Source organism: Pseudomonas sp. Mb7 (assembly GCF_054790525.1).
Window position 1 is genome coordinate 1106655 of the sequence record NZ_CP186501.1, and the last position, 14280, is coordinate 1120934.

11 protein-coding genes and 4 tRNA genes are annotated in these 14280 nt (G+C 58.2%); 11 read left to right on the top strand and 4 right to left on the bottom strand.

All coding sequences use genetic code 11. The features are described from left to right. Window positions 1-87: 87 nt before the first annotated feature. On the bottom strand, window positions 88-1053 hold the full coding sequence (locus ACOYXH_RS05070; RefSeq protein ID WP_160056940.1) for a bile acid:sodium symporter family protein: 966 nt from the start codon (window positions 1051-1053) through the stop codon (window positions 88-90). Between the two features lie 151 nt (window positions 1054-1204). After that, window positions 1205-2125 (bottom strand): recombination-associated protein RdgC, encoded by a 921-nt coding sequence (gene rdgC, locus ACOYXH_RS05075; protein WP_064390914.1) that lies wholly within the window; start codon window positions 2123-2125, stop codon window positions 1205-1207. A gap of 159 nt (window positions 2126-2284) precedes the next feature. Between rdgC and ACOYXH_RS05080 the strand changes: the two genes are divergently transcribed. The 4 genes from ACOYXH_RS05080 (at window position 2285) to ACOYXH_RS05095 (ending at window position 2819) form a co-directional block, all read left to right on the top strand. Then, a tRNA-Val gene (locus ACOYXH_RS05080) sits at window positions 2285-2360 on the top strand. 19 nt (window positions 2361-2379) lie between these two features. Continuing rightward, a tRNA-Asp gene (locus ACOYXH_RS05085) sits at window positions 2380-2456 on the top strand. Between the two features lie 191 nt (window positions 2457-2647). Further along, a tRNA-Val gene (locus ACOYXH_RS05090) sits at window positions 2648-2723 on the top strand. A gap of 19 nt (window positions 2724-2742) precedes the next feature. After that, window positions 2743-2819 (top strand) — tRNA-Asp (locus ACOYXH_RS05095). A gap of 114 nt (window positions 2820-2933) precedes the next feature. On the opposite strand, the gene ACOYXH_RS05100 is transcribed toward ACOYXH_RS05095, so the two are convergent. Then, the gene (locus ACOYXH_RS05100) at window positions 2934-4100 is read right to left on the bottom strand and encodes a catalase family protein (protein ID WP_460410301.1); all 1167 of its coding nucleotides are present in this window, start codon (window positions 4098-4100) and stop codon (window positions 2934-2936) included. Next, complete coding sequence (locus ACOYXH_RS05105; protein WP_258709464.1) at window positions 4097-5905, bottom strand: di-heme-cytochrome C peroxidase; 1809 nt, start codon at window positions 5903-5905, stop codon at window positions 4097-4099. Before ACOYXH_RS05105 ends, ACOYXH_RS05100 begins: the two co-directional genes overlap by 4 nt. A 270-nt stretch (window positions 5906-6175) precedes the next feature. On the opposite strand from ACOYXH_RS05105, the gene ACOYXH_RS05110 reads away from it, so the two are divergent. From ACOYXH_RS05110 to ACOYXH_RS05140, 7 genes are all read left to right on the top strand, one after another. Beyond that, window positions 6176-6892 (top strand): FKBP-type peptidyl-prolyl cis-trans isomerase, encoded by a 717-nt coding sequence (locus ACOYXH_RS05110; protein ID WP_007919751.1) that lies wholly within the window; start codon window positions 6176-6178, stop codon window positions 6890-6892. A gap of 294 nt (window positions 6893-7186) precedes the next feature. Then, complete coding sequence (locus ACOYXH_RS05115) at window positions 7187-7642, top strand: YkvA family protein (RefSeq protein ID WP_320414066.1); 456 nt, start codon at window positions 7187-7189, stop codon at window positions 7640-7642. Window positions 7643-7754: 112 nt separating this feature from the next. Then, the gene (locus ACOYXH_RS05120) at window positions 7755-8096 is read left to right on the top strand and encodes a helix-turn-helix domain-containing protein (RefSeq protein ID WP_320414067.1); all 342 of its coding nucleotides are present in this window, start codon (window positions 7755-7757) and stop codon (window positions 8094-8096) included. Continuing rightward, window positions 8093-8464: a hypothetical protein gene (locus ACOYXH_RS05125; protein ID WP_003223109.1), complete on the top strand. Its 372-nt coding sequence runs from the start codon at window positions 8093-8095 to the stop codon at window positions 8462-8464. The genes ACOYXH_RS05120 and ACOYXH_RS05125 overlap by 4 nt, the downstream gene beginning before the upstream one ends. Next, window positions 8465-8872 (top strand): tetratricopeptide repeat protein, encoded by a 408-nt coding sequence (locus ACOYXH_RS05130; protein ID WP_095051101.1) that lies wholly within the window; start codon window positions 8465-8467, stop codon window positions 8870-8872. It abuts the gene before it with no gap. Between the two features lie 242 nt (window positions 8873-9114). Next, window positions 9115-13878 (top strand): RHS repeat-associated core domain-containing protein, encoded by a 4764-nt coding sequence (locus ACOYXH_RS05135; protein ID WP_460410302.1) that lies wholly within the window; start codon window positions 9115-9117, stop codon window positions 13876-13878. Continuing rightward, complete coding sequence (locus ACOYXH_RS05140; protein ID WP_095050901.1) at window positions 13878-14237, top strand: hypothetical protein; 360 nt, start codon at window positions 13878-13880, stop codon at window positions 14235-14237. The genes ACOYXH_RS05135 and ACOYXH_RS05140 overlap by 1 nt, the downstream gene beginning before the upstream one ends. Window positions 14238-14280 lie beyond the last annotated feature (43 nt).

The window sequence follows — 14280 nt, forward strand, 5'->3', positions numbered from 1 at the left end:
CAGATTAATGACTCGATCGAGCCGCAGGGTCGTCCCCGCGTTGCGCGCTAGTTTGACCAGCATTAACCCGGGGATCAAGTTTCGAGGTCAGTCAGCCGCTTGCTGCGCCAGTGTCTCGCGATCTTCCTTTTCACTCATGCGCCGGAAGTACGTCGACAGCAGGGCGCCGGAAATATTGTGCCAGACGCTGAACAGCGCGCTCGGCACCGCTGCCAATGGCGAAAAATGCGCACTGGCCAACGCGGCGCCCAATCCCGAATTCTGCATGCCCACTTCCAGTGCCAGCGACTTGCGTTGGGCCAGCGGCAGCTTGAACAGGCGTCCGGTGAAGTAGCCCAGCAGATAACCGAAGCTGTTGTGCAACATCACTACGGCCATGATCAGCAGGCCGGATTCGGCGATTTTCGCTTGGCTGGCGGCCACCACGGCGGTGACGATGATCACGATGCTGACCACCGACACCAACGGCAACACATCCACTGCGTGGCGCACTTTGTCGCCGAGCAAGCGTTGGGCAACCACGCCGAGAATGATCGGCAGCAACACCACTTGCAGGATTGACCAGAACAGCTCCATGAACGACACCGGCAACCACGCCGAAGCCAATAGCCAGATCAGCGCCGGCGTCAGCAGCGGGGCGAGGAGGGTGGTCACGGCAGCAATGGCCACCGACAACGCCAGATCACCTCGGGCCAGCCAGGTCATCACGTTGGACGAGGTGCCGCTCGGGCAGCAGCCAACCAGAATAACCCCGACGGCGATTTCCGGCGGCAGATGAAACACCTGGCAGAGCAACCACGCCACACCGGGCATGATCACGAAATGTGCAACCACGCCCAGCGCCACACGCCACGGGTGGCGGGCAACGGCAGCGAAGTCGTCGAGTTTGAGGGTCAGGCCCATGCCGAACATGACAAGCCCGAGCAGCGGTACGATCGCGCTTTTCAGGCCGAGGAACCACGCCGGTTGCAGGAACGCAATCACCGCGAAAATCAGAACCCAGTAAGCGAAGGTATTGCCGACAAAGCGGCTGAGTGCAGCCAGTGCGCGCATGGCTTGATCCTTATTATGTGAAAGCGTTAGGAAGCTAAGCATACGTCGCCAGCAAAAAGATCGCAGCCTCCGGCAGCTCCTACAGAAAAACACGTCCTTTGTAGGAGCTGCCGAAGGCTGCGATCTTTTAAGCGTTCACACAAAAAACCGATCAGATCCCCTGCGGAGTCTCTTCCCCACCCAACGCTTCAACCAGCGCTGGCAGGAAATCACCGAAGGTCAGCATCATCAGCGTGAAGCTGGCATCCAGTTGACCCAGCGCCTCGTCGCCACCGTCCTGCTCCGCCTGATCCTGCAACAGATCTTCGAACTTCAGACGTTTGACCGTCATCTTGTCGTCGAGCATGAACGACAGTTTGTCCTGCCAGGCCAGCGACAACTGAGTGACGACTTTGCCAGTGCTCAGGTGCAGCTGGATTTCTTCGCTGGTCAGGTCCTGACGCTTGCAACGCACGATGCCGCCATCTTCGTGGGTGTCGCGCAGTTCGCACTCGTCCAGTACATAGAAGTCATCAGCGGCTTTTTGGGTGGTGACCCAGTCAGTCATGACCGCAGTCGGTGCCATTTTCACGGTCAGCGGACGGACGGGCAGGGTGCCGATCACTTCACGCAGGGTCGACAGCAGGTCTTCGGCACGTTTCGGGCTGGCCGAGTTGACCAGGATCAGGCCCTGTTTCGGCGCGATAGCGGCAAAGGTCGACGAGCGACGGATGAAGGCGCGCGGCAGGAACGCCTGGATGATTTCATCCTTGATCTGATCGCGTTCCTTCTTATAGACCTTGCGCATCTGTTCGGCTTCGATCTCTTCGACCTTTTCCTTGACCGCGTCGCGCACGACGCTGCCCGGCAGAATGCGTTCTTCTTTACGCGCGGAAATCAGCAGGAAGTCACCGCTGACGTGCACCAGTGGAGCATCTTCGCCTTTGCCGAACGGCGCGACGAAACCGTAGGTGGTCAACTCCTGGCTTGCACATGGACGCGCCAGTTTGGTGGCCAGTGCAGTTTCCAGCGCCTCGGCATCGACAGGCAGGTCTTGGGTCAGGCGATAGATAAGCAGGTTTTTGAACCACATGGGGTGAGTCTCTCCTTTATACAAAGGGGGGCATTATTGTCTTCGCCGTCCCATAGGCCAACCCTTCTCTAAGCCTTTGGAAGGCCTGAGAAAATTATTTAAAAAAGTGCTTGCCAGAGGTTGGGTCGCTCCGTAGAATGCGCGCCACACCGAAGCGAAGGGTGATTAGCTCAGCTGGGAGAGCGTCTGCCTTACAAGCAGAATGTCGGCGGTTCGATCCCGTCATCACCCACCATTCGTTTCAAGTGTTTAGCGCAGCGGTAGTTCAGTCGGTTAGAATACCGGCCTGTCACGCCGGGGGTCGCGGGTTCGAGTCCCGTCCGCTGCGCCATATTCGGTAACCTGGACCACTGAACGCCAGGTCACCACGGAAAAACCCGCCAAGGCGGGTTTTTTTCTGCTCCAAGGTTGTACCCGCGAGATGTGTCGTTTTACTGGTTTTCGGATTTATTTGAAAAAAAATTCAATTAAATCAACACTTTACGAAAACTTGTGGCATAATGCGTCCCGTAACGAAGCGAAGGGTGATTAGCTCAGCTGGGAGAGCGTCTGCCTTACAAGCAGAATGTCGGCGGTTCGATCCCGTCATCACCCACCATTCGTTTCAAGCGTTTCGCGCAGCGGTAGTTCAGTCGGTTAGAATACCGGCCTGTCACGCCGGGGGTCGCGGGTTCGAGTCCCGTCCGCTGCGCCATATTCGGAATCTGGAACACTGAACGCCAGATTCCACAGAAAGCCCGCCTAGTGCGGGCTTTTTGCTGTCCTGGATTTATTGATTCCATGTCCTCAAAGGTGCTTTGACACCGTTCTACTGCGCGGCATTCTGGCTGTGCCGATAATCGCTCACTGCCTCATACACCGCTTTACGCAAGCGGTTGATCCCGCCAATCGGCCGATGCGCCTCAAGCCCGAACCACGGATTGAACGAAAGATTGTCACACGCCAGATTCAGCGCCGGTGTATCGAAGTCCTGCGGTGGCAGAGTGATCCGCGCTACGGTTTCAAACGGCGAATCCTGCTCGCGCCATTCGATGCTGGTGTCTTCGATCGGCATGTACTTGTTGGCATCCTGACGCTGGATCTGCAGGACGAAACACGCCGGTATCCGGTCCGTCGACAGTTGATGGTTTAAGGCGCTGCGCAAGAAATTCGGTAAATCATGATTCTGTTTTGGCAGTGTGTAGTCCGGGCAGTTGTCCGGGGCCGGCGCCACCCGAAACTTTGCATTGGCTTCACCAAATTTGTACGGCGATACCGAAAAATAAGTGGTCGCGGTCGGACTGTCCGGCGGCGGTGACAGGGTTGCCAGCGCAATAAACAAATGGCGGACCTGCCATGTGCGCGGGTCCCATCCCGGAAAAAATGCCATGACCTTTTTGCCGTCAGCCTGCGCCGACACGTTCTGACGATACTCGGCGACATCGCTGACAAAAAAGTTCGGGTGGCTGAACATCACAAAATCCTGCTCAGGCTGTGACTGGCGGTTGCCGAGCAGCTGTTTTCCCGAAACGTCCAGCAGTTTGATCGCCATCCCCCGGGCGTCGCGCAGGCTGTCGAACTGTGGATAGGCATTGCCATTGGACAGGCGAATCATCGCTTGCCAGGCTTTTCCGGGCTCACTGAACACGCCCTGTCGCAGCGGTTGCGCCAGTTCCGGCAGCACTTGCACCTGCGCCTTCACGCAGCCATGGGCCTTGGCATGGGCGTCGCGCAGATAACGGGTGCCTTCGCGATGCTGATCGACGATGCGCACGGCGGTCTGGATCACGTCCTGTGTCATCGCCGCTTCGCCAGGCGGAACCTGCTCCAGCGCCGACACCGGGCCGCGGTGATGCCAGGCAAACCATGCTGTGGCGATGGCCCAGCCGAACAGGCCGATGACGAGCGCTATCAACAGAACCTTGCCCAGTACACGACCCAGCCACAACCAGATTCTGGCCAGCAGCGACTGTTCTTTCTTGAAGGTTGAGATCATGGCAGTTGCGCCTCCAGTGGGCCGCCGAGGACTTTCAGGTACTCAAGAAGTGCCCAGCGTTCTTCGGGCTGCAATAGCCGGCCAATCACGCCGTTGCCACGTTCGCCGGCGCGGAACTCATGGCCGCTGTTGTGGTTGCCGGTGATGCGCGTGTCGAACAGGAAGCCATTGGTAAACGCTTCGGTGCGATAACCCAGATGTCGCGGATCGTATTCAACGGTGCCTTTGAAAAAGGTCGTGACGCGTTCATCCTGCGGCGACAGCAACTGATAAATGCTCGGCACTGAACCGTTGTGCAAAAACGGCGCGGTGGCCCAGACACCGGCCAGTGGGCGCGCCTTGTAAGCGACTTTTTCGCGTACGCCGATGGGTAGGCCGAAGCCGTCCAGGCGTGGTTTTTCCTGCGGCGTGACGTTGGCTTCGCGATAGGCGCGGTCTTCGACGAAGGCGGTGACGTAAGCCAAGCCCTTGGCCACCGATAACTGGCTCAAGTCCAGTGGCTCCTTGGGTGTCGGATGCAGCTTGACGTCCATTTTTTCGAGTTCTTTCAGATCCCACTGCAGGGCTGTGAGGTCGAAACGGTGGTTGGCGATATTGTCGGCAGCGGTCGGGTCGGTGCCGATGACAGCGACTGGCAGCATGTGCAAATGCTGCACCCAGCGCTCACCTTCCTGAGTCTGGCGCGGTACGTGACAACCGGCGCAGTTCTCGACAAACAGCGTGCGGCCCTTGGTTGCCAAGGGTTTGTCGATGGCGCCAAACAGATCCTCTGGCCAGGCTGGTGGCTTGAGCCTTTGCAGGGTTTCTTCGATTTTGTGCAGATCACGCACACGCACGCTGGAGGCATAGCGTGCTTCGCCCTGCAGTGGCTGGCCGTTGTCATCGAAAAAATTCAGGGTGGCGCCGACGCCCAACGCTTCACCGATATTGCGTGCCATCGGCTGCTGCGCCGAGCCGTTCCACTGCACCCAGTCGAATGACCACATATCCCAGAGCTGTGGATAATCCACCGGGGCATTGGCCACGCGGTAGTTGGCGGGGGAAATCGCATCGCCAAACGTCGCGTTGGCAATGCGTCCGAAGGCATCGGCGCGGCCGGGGCCTTCTTCGGTCGGGTAGAGGCCGCGATGGGTATCGTTCCAGGCGACTTTGAGGAATGTATTCAGTGAGGTTTTGAAGTCTTTGCGCAATTGCTCGTGACGCGCGTCGTAGTCGTCGCCCAGTACGGTTCTGGCGAAACGTTCGAATTTCCATGGGTTGTAGTAAGTGGAGGTCAGACTTGCCACCAATGCCTGTCCGAAACTGCCGCCGCGCAAAGTAGGCACACTGGACGGCAGCACATGTTGCGCGGTACCCCCGTCAATTCGCACGGCCTGACCTTTGAAGCGCAATTCGCCGGTGTGGCAAGCGGCGCAAGTGATGTCCAGATATTGTTCGGTGCTGCCGGGGTTCTGATGTCGGGCAAAACCGACGGGGAGGTTGCCGGGGTTGGTCGTCGTGGCTTTCTGCTGCGGGTCGATCAGAAAACCGAAACGCGCCAGGTAATCAGGCGAGGCGAAACGTTGCGCCGAGAAGGGCAGTTCCAGCGCCTGGAACCACTCATAGCGCAGGCCTTTGACCTGCGTACCCTGGGGCGTGAAATAGTAGGTTTGCCGGTCTTCGTCACTCCACTGATCTAGGTAATGCACCTGCTCGGCGGGGGTGTAGAAGGGCAGTTTCGGATTGGCGACGTAATACAGGACCACGGCGAGAACCAGTCCCAGCAGCGCGATGATCAGGGTCAGCACACGGAATAAAAGGCGCAAGTTAAACATCCTTGTCGAATTGTTCCGCTGTTATGCCTGAGCCGGACCCGATGCGGCAAGTGGCCATTACGCCAGAAGATGTAAGCAGAGACGCCAGTCATTGTCGGGACAAGATGACAGAAGCTTCATCGTCGCTTCGCCCCAATGCGTTTTAATCCCTGAACTTATCGGAAGATTCCTGCTCTCATGCCGGTAGCCATTGGTCGTGGCGGCCTGATAAGCTCGCGGCTTTACTCGATTGCCCTTTCGGCGCATGAACAAGGAAATAGCATGAAACAGCATCGGTTGGCGGCGGCGGTTGCCCTGGTTAGCCTGGTCCTCGCGGGTTGTGATTCGCAGACCAGCGTAGAGCTGAAAACCCCGGCGCAAAAAGCTTCCTACGGTATCGGCCTGAACATGGGCAAGAGCCTGGCTCAGGAAGGCATGGATGATCTGGACTCCAAAGCGGTAGCCCAGGGCATCGAAGATGCCGTCGGCAAGAAAGAACAGAAGCTGAAAGATGAAGAACTGGTCGAAGCCTTCGCCGCGCTGCAGAAGCGTGCTGAAGAGCGTATGGCCAAGATGAGCGAAGAGTCGGCAGCCGCCGGCAAGAAATTCCTCGAAGAAAATGGCAAGAAAGCAGGTGTGACGACCACCGCTTCCGGCCTGCAGTATGAAGTCGTCAAGAAAGCTGATGGCCCACAGCCTAAGCCGACTGACGTAGTGACCGTTCACTACACCGGCAAGCTGACCAACGGCACCGTCTTCGACAGCTCCGTCGAGCGCGGCAGCCCGATCGATCTGCCGGTGAGCGGCGTGATCCCGGGTTGGGTTGAAGGTCTGCAACTGATGCACGTTGGCGAGAAGTACAAACTGTACATCCCTAGCGATCTGGCTTACGGCGCTCAGTCGCCAAGCCCGGCAATCCCGGCCAACTCGGTTCTGGTCTTCGACCTGGAACTGCTGGCCATCAAGGATCCAGCTAAAGAAGCCGCTGCTGCCAAGTAATCGGTAACGGGTCTGACAACAACGCCTCGCTTATGCGGGGCGTTGTTGCATCTGGACCCTGCCAAGGGTAAACAGAGCGAACCGATGGCGGTCGGGAGAGTCATAGCCAATGAGACTGCCATCGCTAGCCGCCCTGAGCAGCCAAGTCAATGAAATATTGGGGTTTTTTATGTGAGTAAAAAACGCCCGATCTGAGCGCAGCCCTTATGAAACGGGGCTTTCAGCGCTGAAATGCAGCTCTGTTCACAAGGTTATCCACAATTTGTGTGGATAACATTTCAACGGGAGGAATAGATGAAAGCTCCGTGGAATTTCGCTCGATTCCTGCCCTTGGCCGGCCGTCTGTTGGCGCGTGGCCGTTTACCGACCTTACTGTTTGCGGTTGCCAGCAAAGGCGCCGCGCAAGGCAATCGTCTCGGTAAACTCAAGGACGATTTACGCTTGCTTCAGGCATTGTGCCTGGCCTACTGGCGCGGCGAGTACCGCGCTATCAGTGGCAAAGCCTTGGTGTCGGTGGTGGCGGGTTTGATGTACTTCCTCAGTCCGCTGGATGCGATTCCAGATTTCATTCCCGTGTTTGGCATGTTCGACGACATCGCCGTCCTCGCCTGGCTGATGAAAACCCTCGACGATGAACTCAATGCGTTTCGCCTGTGGCGTAACCGTCAGCAACCGGAAAAACTGGCAGTCGTCGAACGCCTGCCGGATACCCCCGAACAACTGCAATTACAGGGGCCGAAAAAAACCTGATTCTCAGCACCCACCTACAGATAGATACCCCCCGCGACCTTGGCCGCTGTTAGGATTACACTTCTAGGGAAAAGTGCCGACTCGCTAAGTGTTGTTGTCCTACGGGGTAGTCATGGATATTCAGATAATTGCACGCGATGGCGAACCCGAATACGCGGTTCTGCCGTGGGCTCAGTATCAGGCTCTACTAAAAGCAGCAGGCATCAACGAAACACCGTCGCGTCCGGCAGCCACGCCGCTCACGGCCTCACCAGACGCGATACTTCCAGGTCTGGATCAACTACGCAATTTGCGCGAAGGGAAGGGCATCGCCATTGAGGCGCTGGCCCGCACGGTAGGCATCAGCCCGTCTTATCTGGCCATGATCGAAAGTGGCGAGCGTCAGCCCGACGCCGCGATTCGCCGCAGCCTGGCCTGGGAATTGACGGTGCCAGGGTGGAGGGATGAATCGTGAGCGTACGCATCAGTCGTCAACATTGGGACGGATTGCTCGGGGAACTTGATCAGGCGCGTCGCCAGCGCCATCTGCTGACTTATCGGGCGTTGCTCGAGCGGTTGCAATTGCCGACGCCGGCCATGCAAACCCTGACGGCCGCGCTTGAACATCTGGCCGCGCTGGATGCCAAGGCCGAACAACCGTTGCGCAGTTCGCTGGTGATCAGCCAGGGCGCCAGTCGCCTGCCGCGCACAGGTTTCTTCGAATGTGTTGAACGTCTGGGGCGTTTTTCCGGGCCATCCGACGGCGTTGCCGCGGCTTCCTGGCATGCCTCGGAAGTGGTCAGGGTCTTCGAGTACGAGTACCCGGAATCGGCAGAGGCCTGAGTGTTTTTACGACTCAAGGCGCGGGCCAGTTACTGGCTGGCCCGCAGGCTGTTTCACTGGTCGTGGTTTGTCCGCCAACCGCGAGGCTGGCGCTGGCTTGAAGGGCAGTTTGCGCGCATGGCCAACCTTGGCGATGTTGGTGCACAAAGCTTCTACGGGCACATCCTGACCTTTCGTGGTGTCGGCCTGGGTGCACGTGAAGAAGGTGTTCGCCTGTTGCGGCTGGCCGCGCTCGCGGGTGATGGCAAAGCGGCTTATCAGGTCGGCGTGATCAGTTTGGCCGGAACGCCGAGCAAACCGCCGGATCCTGTCGAAGCCGCCCGCTGGTGGGGCATGGCGGCCAAAGCCGGACACCCGTTGGCGGAGCTCAAATTGAAAGAGCTGAGTACTCGCGACTCAACACTGTAAATCCATTTGTGTCTGCCCGAACAAACGCGGCGTGAGGTTTTCCTCACGCCGCGTTTGCGTTTTTGCGCGCCTGTTTATCTGTGAGCTGTTTTTTACAGATAAGTCCTACAGTCATCGCCTACTTGCCTGACTTCTTTCCCGATTGATCCCCCGCACAGTTCCCGCGCCTAATATTTTTTGCGCGAGGGAACGCCCATGTTTGATCCGCTTATCCAGTCCACTTCGCCCACCCGCGTGCGTTGATGGACGCCGTCACCCGCATCGAGCAAGCACTCGACAGCTTTCCCGACACCCTCAGCGTTTACCGCGAACAGCTCAAACATTGGGCCAGTCGCGCGGCGGACGAGGTCAGCCACGCGGCGGATCTGCCGTCACTGATGGGCATGGAGCGGATCATTCGCTTCGGCTCCGATAGCACTGCCGTCAGCAGCACCGACAACGCGTTTTTCTCCGGTGTCGTCCAGTGCCCGAAGAGTGGCCCGATGCTGATCGAAAGCAAATTCGAGTCGGTCTACGACATTCCGCTGGGCAACATCGTGGTCGATGTGATCGCCATGGACAGTGGCGAAACCACCCCCATCACCCTTGATGCGCAAGGCAAAGGCTCATTCAAAGGAATACCTGGCAAGTTCTACCGGGTGCAGGTGCACAGCGCTGTCACTTCGGGTCAGGTCGAGGACCTGTTCAAAGCCTATGACGGCCTGACCGCGGAGCTGGATGGCTGGCTGCGCAGTGAATGGCAGAGTTTCAAGCCACAGTGGTCGCAGTCGGTGGCGACGGCGGCGGGCAACGGCATGCTGGCCGGGAGTTGGGCGGCGATCGAGGGCGTGTGGGACAGCATTGGTTTGCTCTCGGACATCCTCAAGGATCCCGGTCAGTTTGCTGAGCGCTTGGGCAGTGGCGCGGCGGATCTGATCGAGCTGGCGAAAACCGCGCCCGAGGTCATGGAGAAGCTGCAACTGCTGGTCAGTGACGAGGCGGCGCTGTGTCTATTGCTGCGCACTGCCAGCTTTTGGCTGGAGATGCTGCCACCCAGTGAAATCGCCGGCAAAACTGCTGAAGCGGCGTCGATGATGATGGTCCAGTTGCTCATCGATGTGCTGATCAGCGTCGTCTTGACGTTCGTCAGTGGTGGCGCAGGCATCGCTTATCTGACGCTGCGTCTGGCGGATCGCGCCGTGCAATTGCTCTCGGCGGTAAAGCGTTTGGTGAAGGCGATGTTTGGCATCGTCGAAGGGTTCATCAAATACGTCGATCAATACAAAACCGTTGCCGCCCGTGGCATCGCCGCCGGGGTGAAAAAAGGCCGGATGCAATTGCGCTGGGATGCGCAGCGCAACACCTTGTTGAAGAAAGACGAGCATCACGACGACTCGCCGGATCAGGCGAAAAACCCCAACGGCGACAGCGCCGATTGCGTGCCGCGCACCTGCACCAACGGCTGCCCGGTGTCGATGGTCACCGGCGAAGAACTGCTGACCTTGAGCGATGCGCTGCTCGATGGCGTGTTGCCGTTTGAGTTCACGCGGTTGTATCGCAGCAGTGCCGCCGAAATCGATGTTGGGTTGGGGTTTGGCTGGAGTCATTCGCTGGCGCATCGGCTGGAATTTGCCGGCGACGAGGTTGTTTGGGTCGATCACGAAAACCGGCGTACCCGTTTTCCGTTGCCGAATACTGAGCGCCCGGCGATTCACAACAGTTTGTCGCGGGCGGCGATTTTTCTTGGCGATGAGCCGGAAGAGCTGATCCTCGCACTGGCCGGGGACACCGCGCGGTTTTATCACTTTCGCGCAGGACGGCTGACGGCGATCAGCGATGCCTATGGCAATCGTCTGACGGTGCAGCGCGATCGGTCTGACCGGGTGCAGCGCCTGGATAACGGCGCCGGGCGTTCGCTGTTGTTGCGGTATGACCGGGCGCAGTTGGTTGGTGTGGATTACCAGGTGTTTCGCGACGGTGCATGGAGCACCGAACAAGCGCTGGTCAGTTACAGCTACGACGCCTACCGGCACCTGATCGAAGCGACCAACGCCGTCGGTGACAGCGAGCGTTACGACTACGACGACGCTCACGTGATTCTGCAGCGGCAACTTGCTGGGGGCGCGAGTTTCTTCTGGGAGTGGGAGCGCTCCGGCAAGGCTGCTCGTTGCGTGCGTCACTGGGCGTCGTTTTCGCAGATGGACACACGTTACGTCTGGAACGATGACGGCAGTGTCGCGGTGCATTACGTCGACGGCACCGAAGAGACCTACGTTCACGACGAACGTGCGCGGCTGGTGCGCAAGGTCGAGGCCGATGGCGGTGAACAGCTCAAGGCCTATGACGATGCCGGGCGCTTGATTGCCGAGCAGGATGCCTTGGGCGCCGTCACCGAATACCGCTACGACGAAGTCGGACGGCTGATCGCGCTGATTCCACCGGATGAGGCGCCAACGTCCTACGAGTATCGCAACGGTTTCCTGCATCGACGTTCGCGCGGCGAGGCGGTGTGGATCTACCGGCGCAATGCCGAGGGCGATGTCACCGAAGCGGTCGACCCCGACGGCCAGGTTACTCATTACTACTACGACACCCGGGGGCAATTGCTGTCGATCCGCTACCCGGACAGCAGCCGGCATCGGCTGGTCTGGAATAGCCTCGGCCAGTTGACCGAGGAAACCCTGCCCGACGGTGGCGTGCGGCGTTTTTCCTACGACGCACTGGGGCGGCGGACCACGACCGCAGACGAACACGGTGCGGTCACCCGGCAACACTGGGATGCCGTCGGCCGACTGATTCAGACGACATTTCCTACCGGCAGCACCCGCGCCTACAGCTACGGCGCCTACGGTCAGGTCACTGCCGAACGGGATGAACTGGGGCGCATTACCCGTTATGAATATGACGACGATCTGCACTTGGTTTCGCGCCGAATCAACCCTGACGGCACGCGGGTGCAGTACCGCTACGACCATGCGCAACTGCTGCTCACCGAGATCGAAAACGAATCCGGGGAAAAGTATCGGCTGGACTACACGTCCACCGGGCTGATTCGTCAGGAGGTCGGTTTTGACGGCCGCCGCACGGCGTACGCCTATGACCTCAACGGGCATCTGCTGGAGAAGACCGAGTTCGGTGATGACGGTTCGCAACTGGTCACCGCTTATGAGCGCGATGCTGCCGGGCGTCTTCTGCTCAAAACCCTGCCCGACGGGATCAAGGTTTCCTACCAATACGACCGCCTCGGCCGACTGATCGGGGTCGACGACGGCCAGCAACATCCTTTGGCCTTCGAGTACGACCGCCAGGATCGGCTGATCACCGAGCATCAGGGCTGGGGCACCCTTCGTTACCGCTACGACGCCTGCGGCCAGCTCAAGCGCATGCGCCTGCCGGACAACAGCGTGCTCGACTACCGCCACGCCAAAGGTGGCGCGCTGACCGACATCGACCTCAACGGCACGCCGCTGACCCGCCATGTCTACCAGTCCGGTCGCGAACTGCAACGCCAACAAGGTCTGCTGCTCAGCGAATATTCCTACGACGATCAGGGACGATTACTCGCCCACGCCGTAGGCCATCAGCGCGATGCCCTGTACCGCCGCGATTATGCCTACAGCGCCAACGGCAATCTCGCGCACATTGCCGACACCCGTCACGGCCAGCGCACCTACGGCTACGACGCCCTCGACCGCTTGATCCGCGTACGTCACTCGCGCGACGAACTGCCGGAAAGCTTCGCCCACGACCCGGCCGGCAACCTGCTGATGCAGGACCGCCCTGGCCCGAGCCAGATAAAGGGCAATCGCCTGCTGATGCAGGGCGATCGTCATTACGACTACGACGCCTTCGGCAACCTGATCCGCGAACGTCGCGGCCGCGCACAGACACTCGTCACTGAATACCGCTACGACTGCCAGCACCGCCTGATCGGCCTGACCCGCCCGGACGGCCAGACCGCCAGTTACCAATACGACGCCTTCGGCCGGCGTATCCGCAAAATCGTCAACGGCGAGATCACCGAATTCTTCTGGCAAGGCGACCACCTCGTCGCCGAAAGCAGCGAAAGCGAATACCGCAGCTACGTCTACGAACCCGGCACCTTCCGTCCGCTGGCGCTGCTCGACGGCAAAGGCCCGAAAAAAGCCTGCCCGTTCTACTACCAACTCGACCACCTCGGCACCCCGCAGGAACTCACCGACTACAGCGGCGACATCGTCTGGTCCGCGCAATACGACGCCTACGGCAAAGTCGCCGCGCTGACCCTGGCTGGCGACGACTACCTGAACCAGCCGCTGCGCTTTCAGGGGCAGTACTTCGACGGGGAAAGCGGGCTGCATTACAACCGGCACCGGTATTACGACCCGAGGTTGGGGCGGTATCTGACGCCGGATCCGATCAAGTTGGCGGGTGGGTTGAATCAGTACCAGTACGTGCCGAATCCGACGGGGTGGGTGGATCCGTTGGGGTTGACGTCGAACTGCCCACCGCCGAATAAGCCGGGTTGTGAGGTGCCCGGCGGTATTGGTGGGGCTAAGGTTGACGAGGGGGAGCCCGCGCTGCCGAAGATGACGGCGCAGGAGCGTAGAGCGAGGATTGATGTATTAGCTGAAGAAAACGCATACCGACGTTTGCATGAAATGGAGAATCCACAAAATGGAGAGCATTTTTTAGAAAAACACGGCGCACAAACAACCCTACAATCTCAATTTGAAAGAGCTATGACAGGGAGAAATCCAACGACTGGTGTCATAGAGACCTATATTGGTGGGTCAAAAGACGGAGAGCCTAAAATTCCAAGTGCGGCCACTCACTTTCTCAGTCACAGAGATCAGTTAAATGCTATCTATAGAGCGAAACTAATACTTCGTCAGACTGATCTCCAAACGTCTAGAAGGCCCATGGATATGGGGAAAATAGTTGGGGAAGGTTATACAAAGGAGGGAGTTTATGGGCAGCAGAATAACGCTGTTGTTATTCTCAGAGCAAATGGCGATACCATAACGTCGTATACGGATTTTGATTGATGAGAAAAATATATAAGATCGTGGATATAAAAAATTTACTGTTTGTTTTTGATATCGAAAATACTTTTGATGTCGAGCGGGAGCGGTTAATAGTTGAAAAGAACGTAAACGATCCTGAGGAGTTAACGGAGTTGTTCGATATTTTGTTAAAGCCGGAATTTTATGAGTATACGGATGCAGAACAAGAGTCTCTCATAAATACGGTCGATCATTTTTTGAAGGAGGATGACAATTTTGATCGTGTGTTTAACCGAATGACTACATATTTTGATGATGAGGTTACGGATCGGCTCAGTTTTATGAGGGTTTTGGTGGAGTGTTTGACGAAATATCGCAATGAAAAAACCTCAGGCCAATAAAGTTGCAGTTTCATAATGTGCAATGAGAGAGCGGCCCCCTTGG

Bases quoted from the DNA above. Each gene is read 5' to 3' on its own strand.
- ACOYXH_RS05070 (WP_160056940.1), bottom strand. From the start codon at position 1,053: ATGCGCGCACTGGCTGCACTCAGCCGCTTTGTCGGCAATACCTTCGCT.
- rdgC (WP_064390914.1), bottom strand. From the start codon at position 2,125: ATGTGGTTCAAAAACCTGCTTATCTATCGCCTGACCCAAGACCTGCCT.
- ACOYXH_RS05100 (WP_460410301.1), bottom strand. From the start codon at position 4,100: ATGATCTCAACCTTCAAGAAAGAACAGTCGCTGCTGGCCAGAATCTGG.
- ACOYXH_RS05110 (WP_007919751.1), top strand. From the start codon at position 6,176: ATGAAACAGCATCGGTTGGCGGCGGCGGTTGCCCTGGTTAGCCTGGTC.
- ACOYXH_RS05115 (WP_320414066.1), top strand. From the start codon at position 7,187: ATGAAAGCTCCGTGGAATTTCGCTCGATTCCTGCCCTTGGCCGGCCGT.
- ACOYXH_RS05120 (WP_320414067.1), top strand. From the start codon at position 7,755: ATGGATATTCAGATAATTGCACGCGATGGCGAACCCGAATACGCGGTT.
- ACOYXH_RS05135 (WP_460410302.1), top strand. From the start codon at position 9,115: ATGGACGCCGTCACCCGCATCGAGCAAGCACTCGACAGCTTTCCCGAC.
- ACOYXH_RS05140 (WP_095050901.1), top strand. From the start codon at position 13,878: ATGAGAAAAATATATAAGATCGTGGATATAAAAAATTTACTGTTTGTT.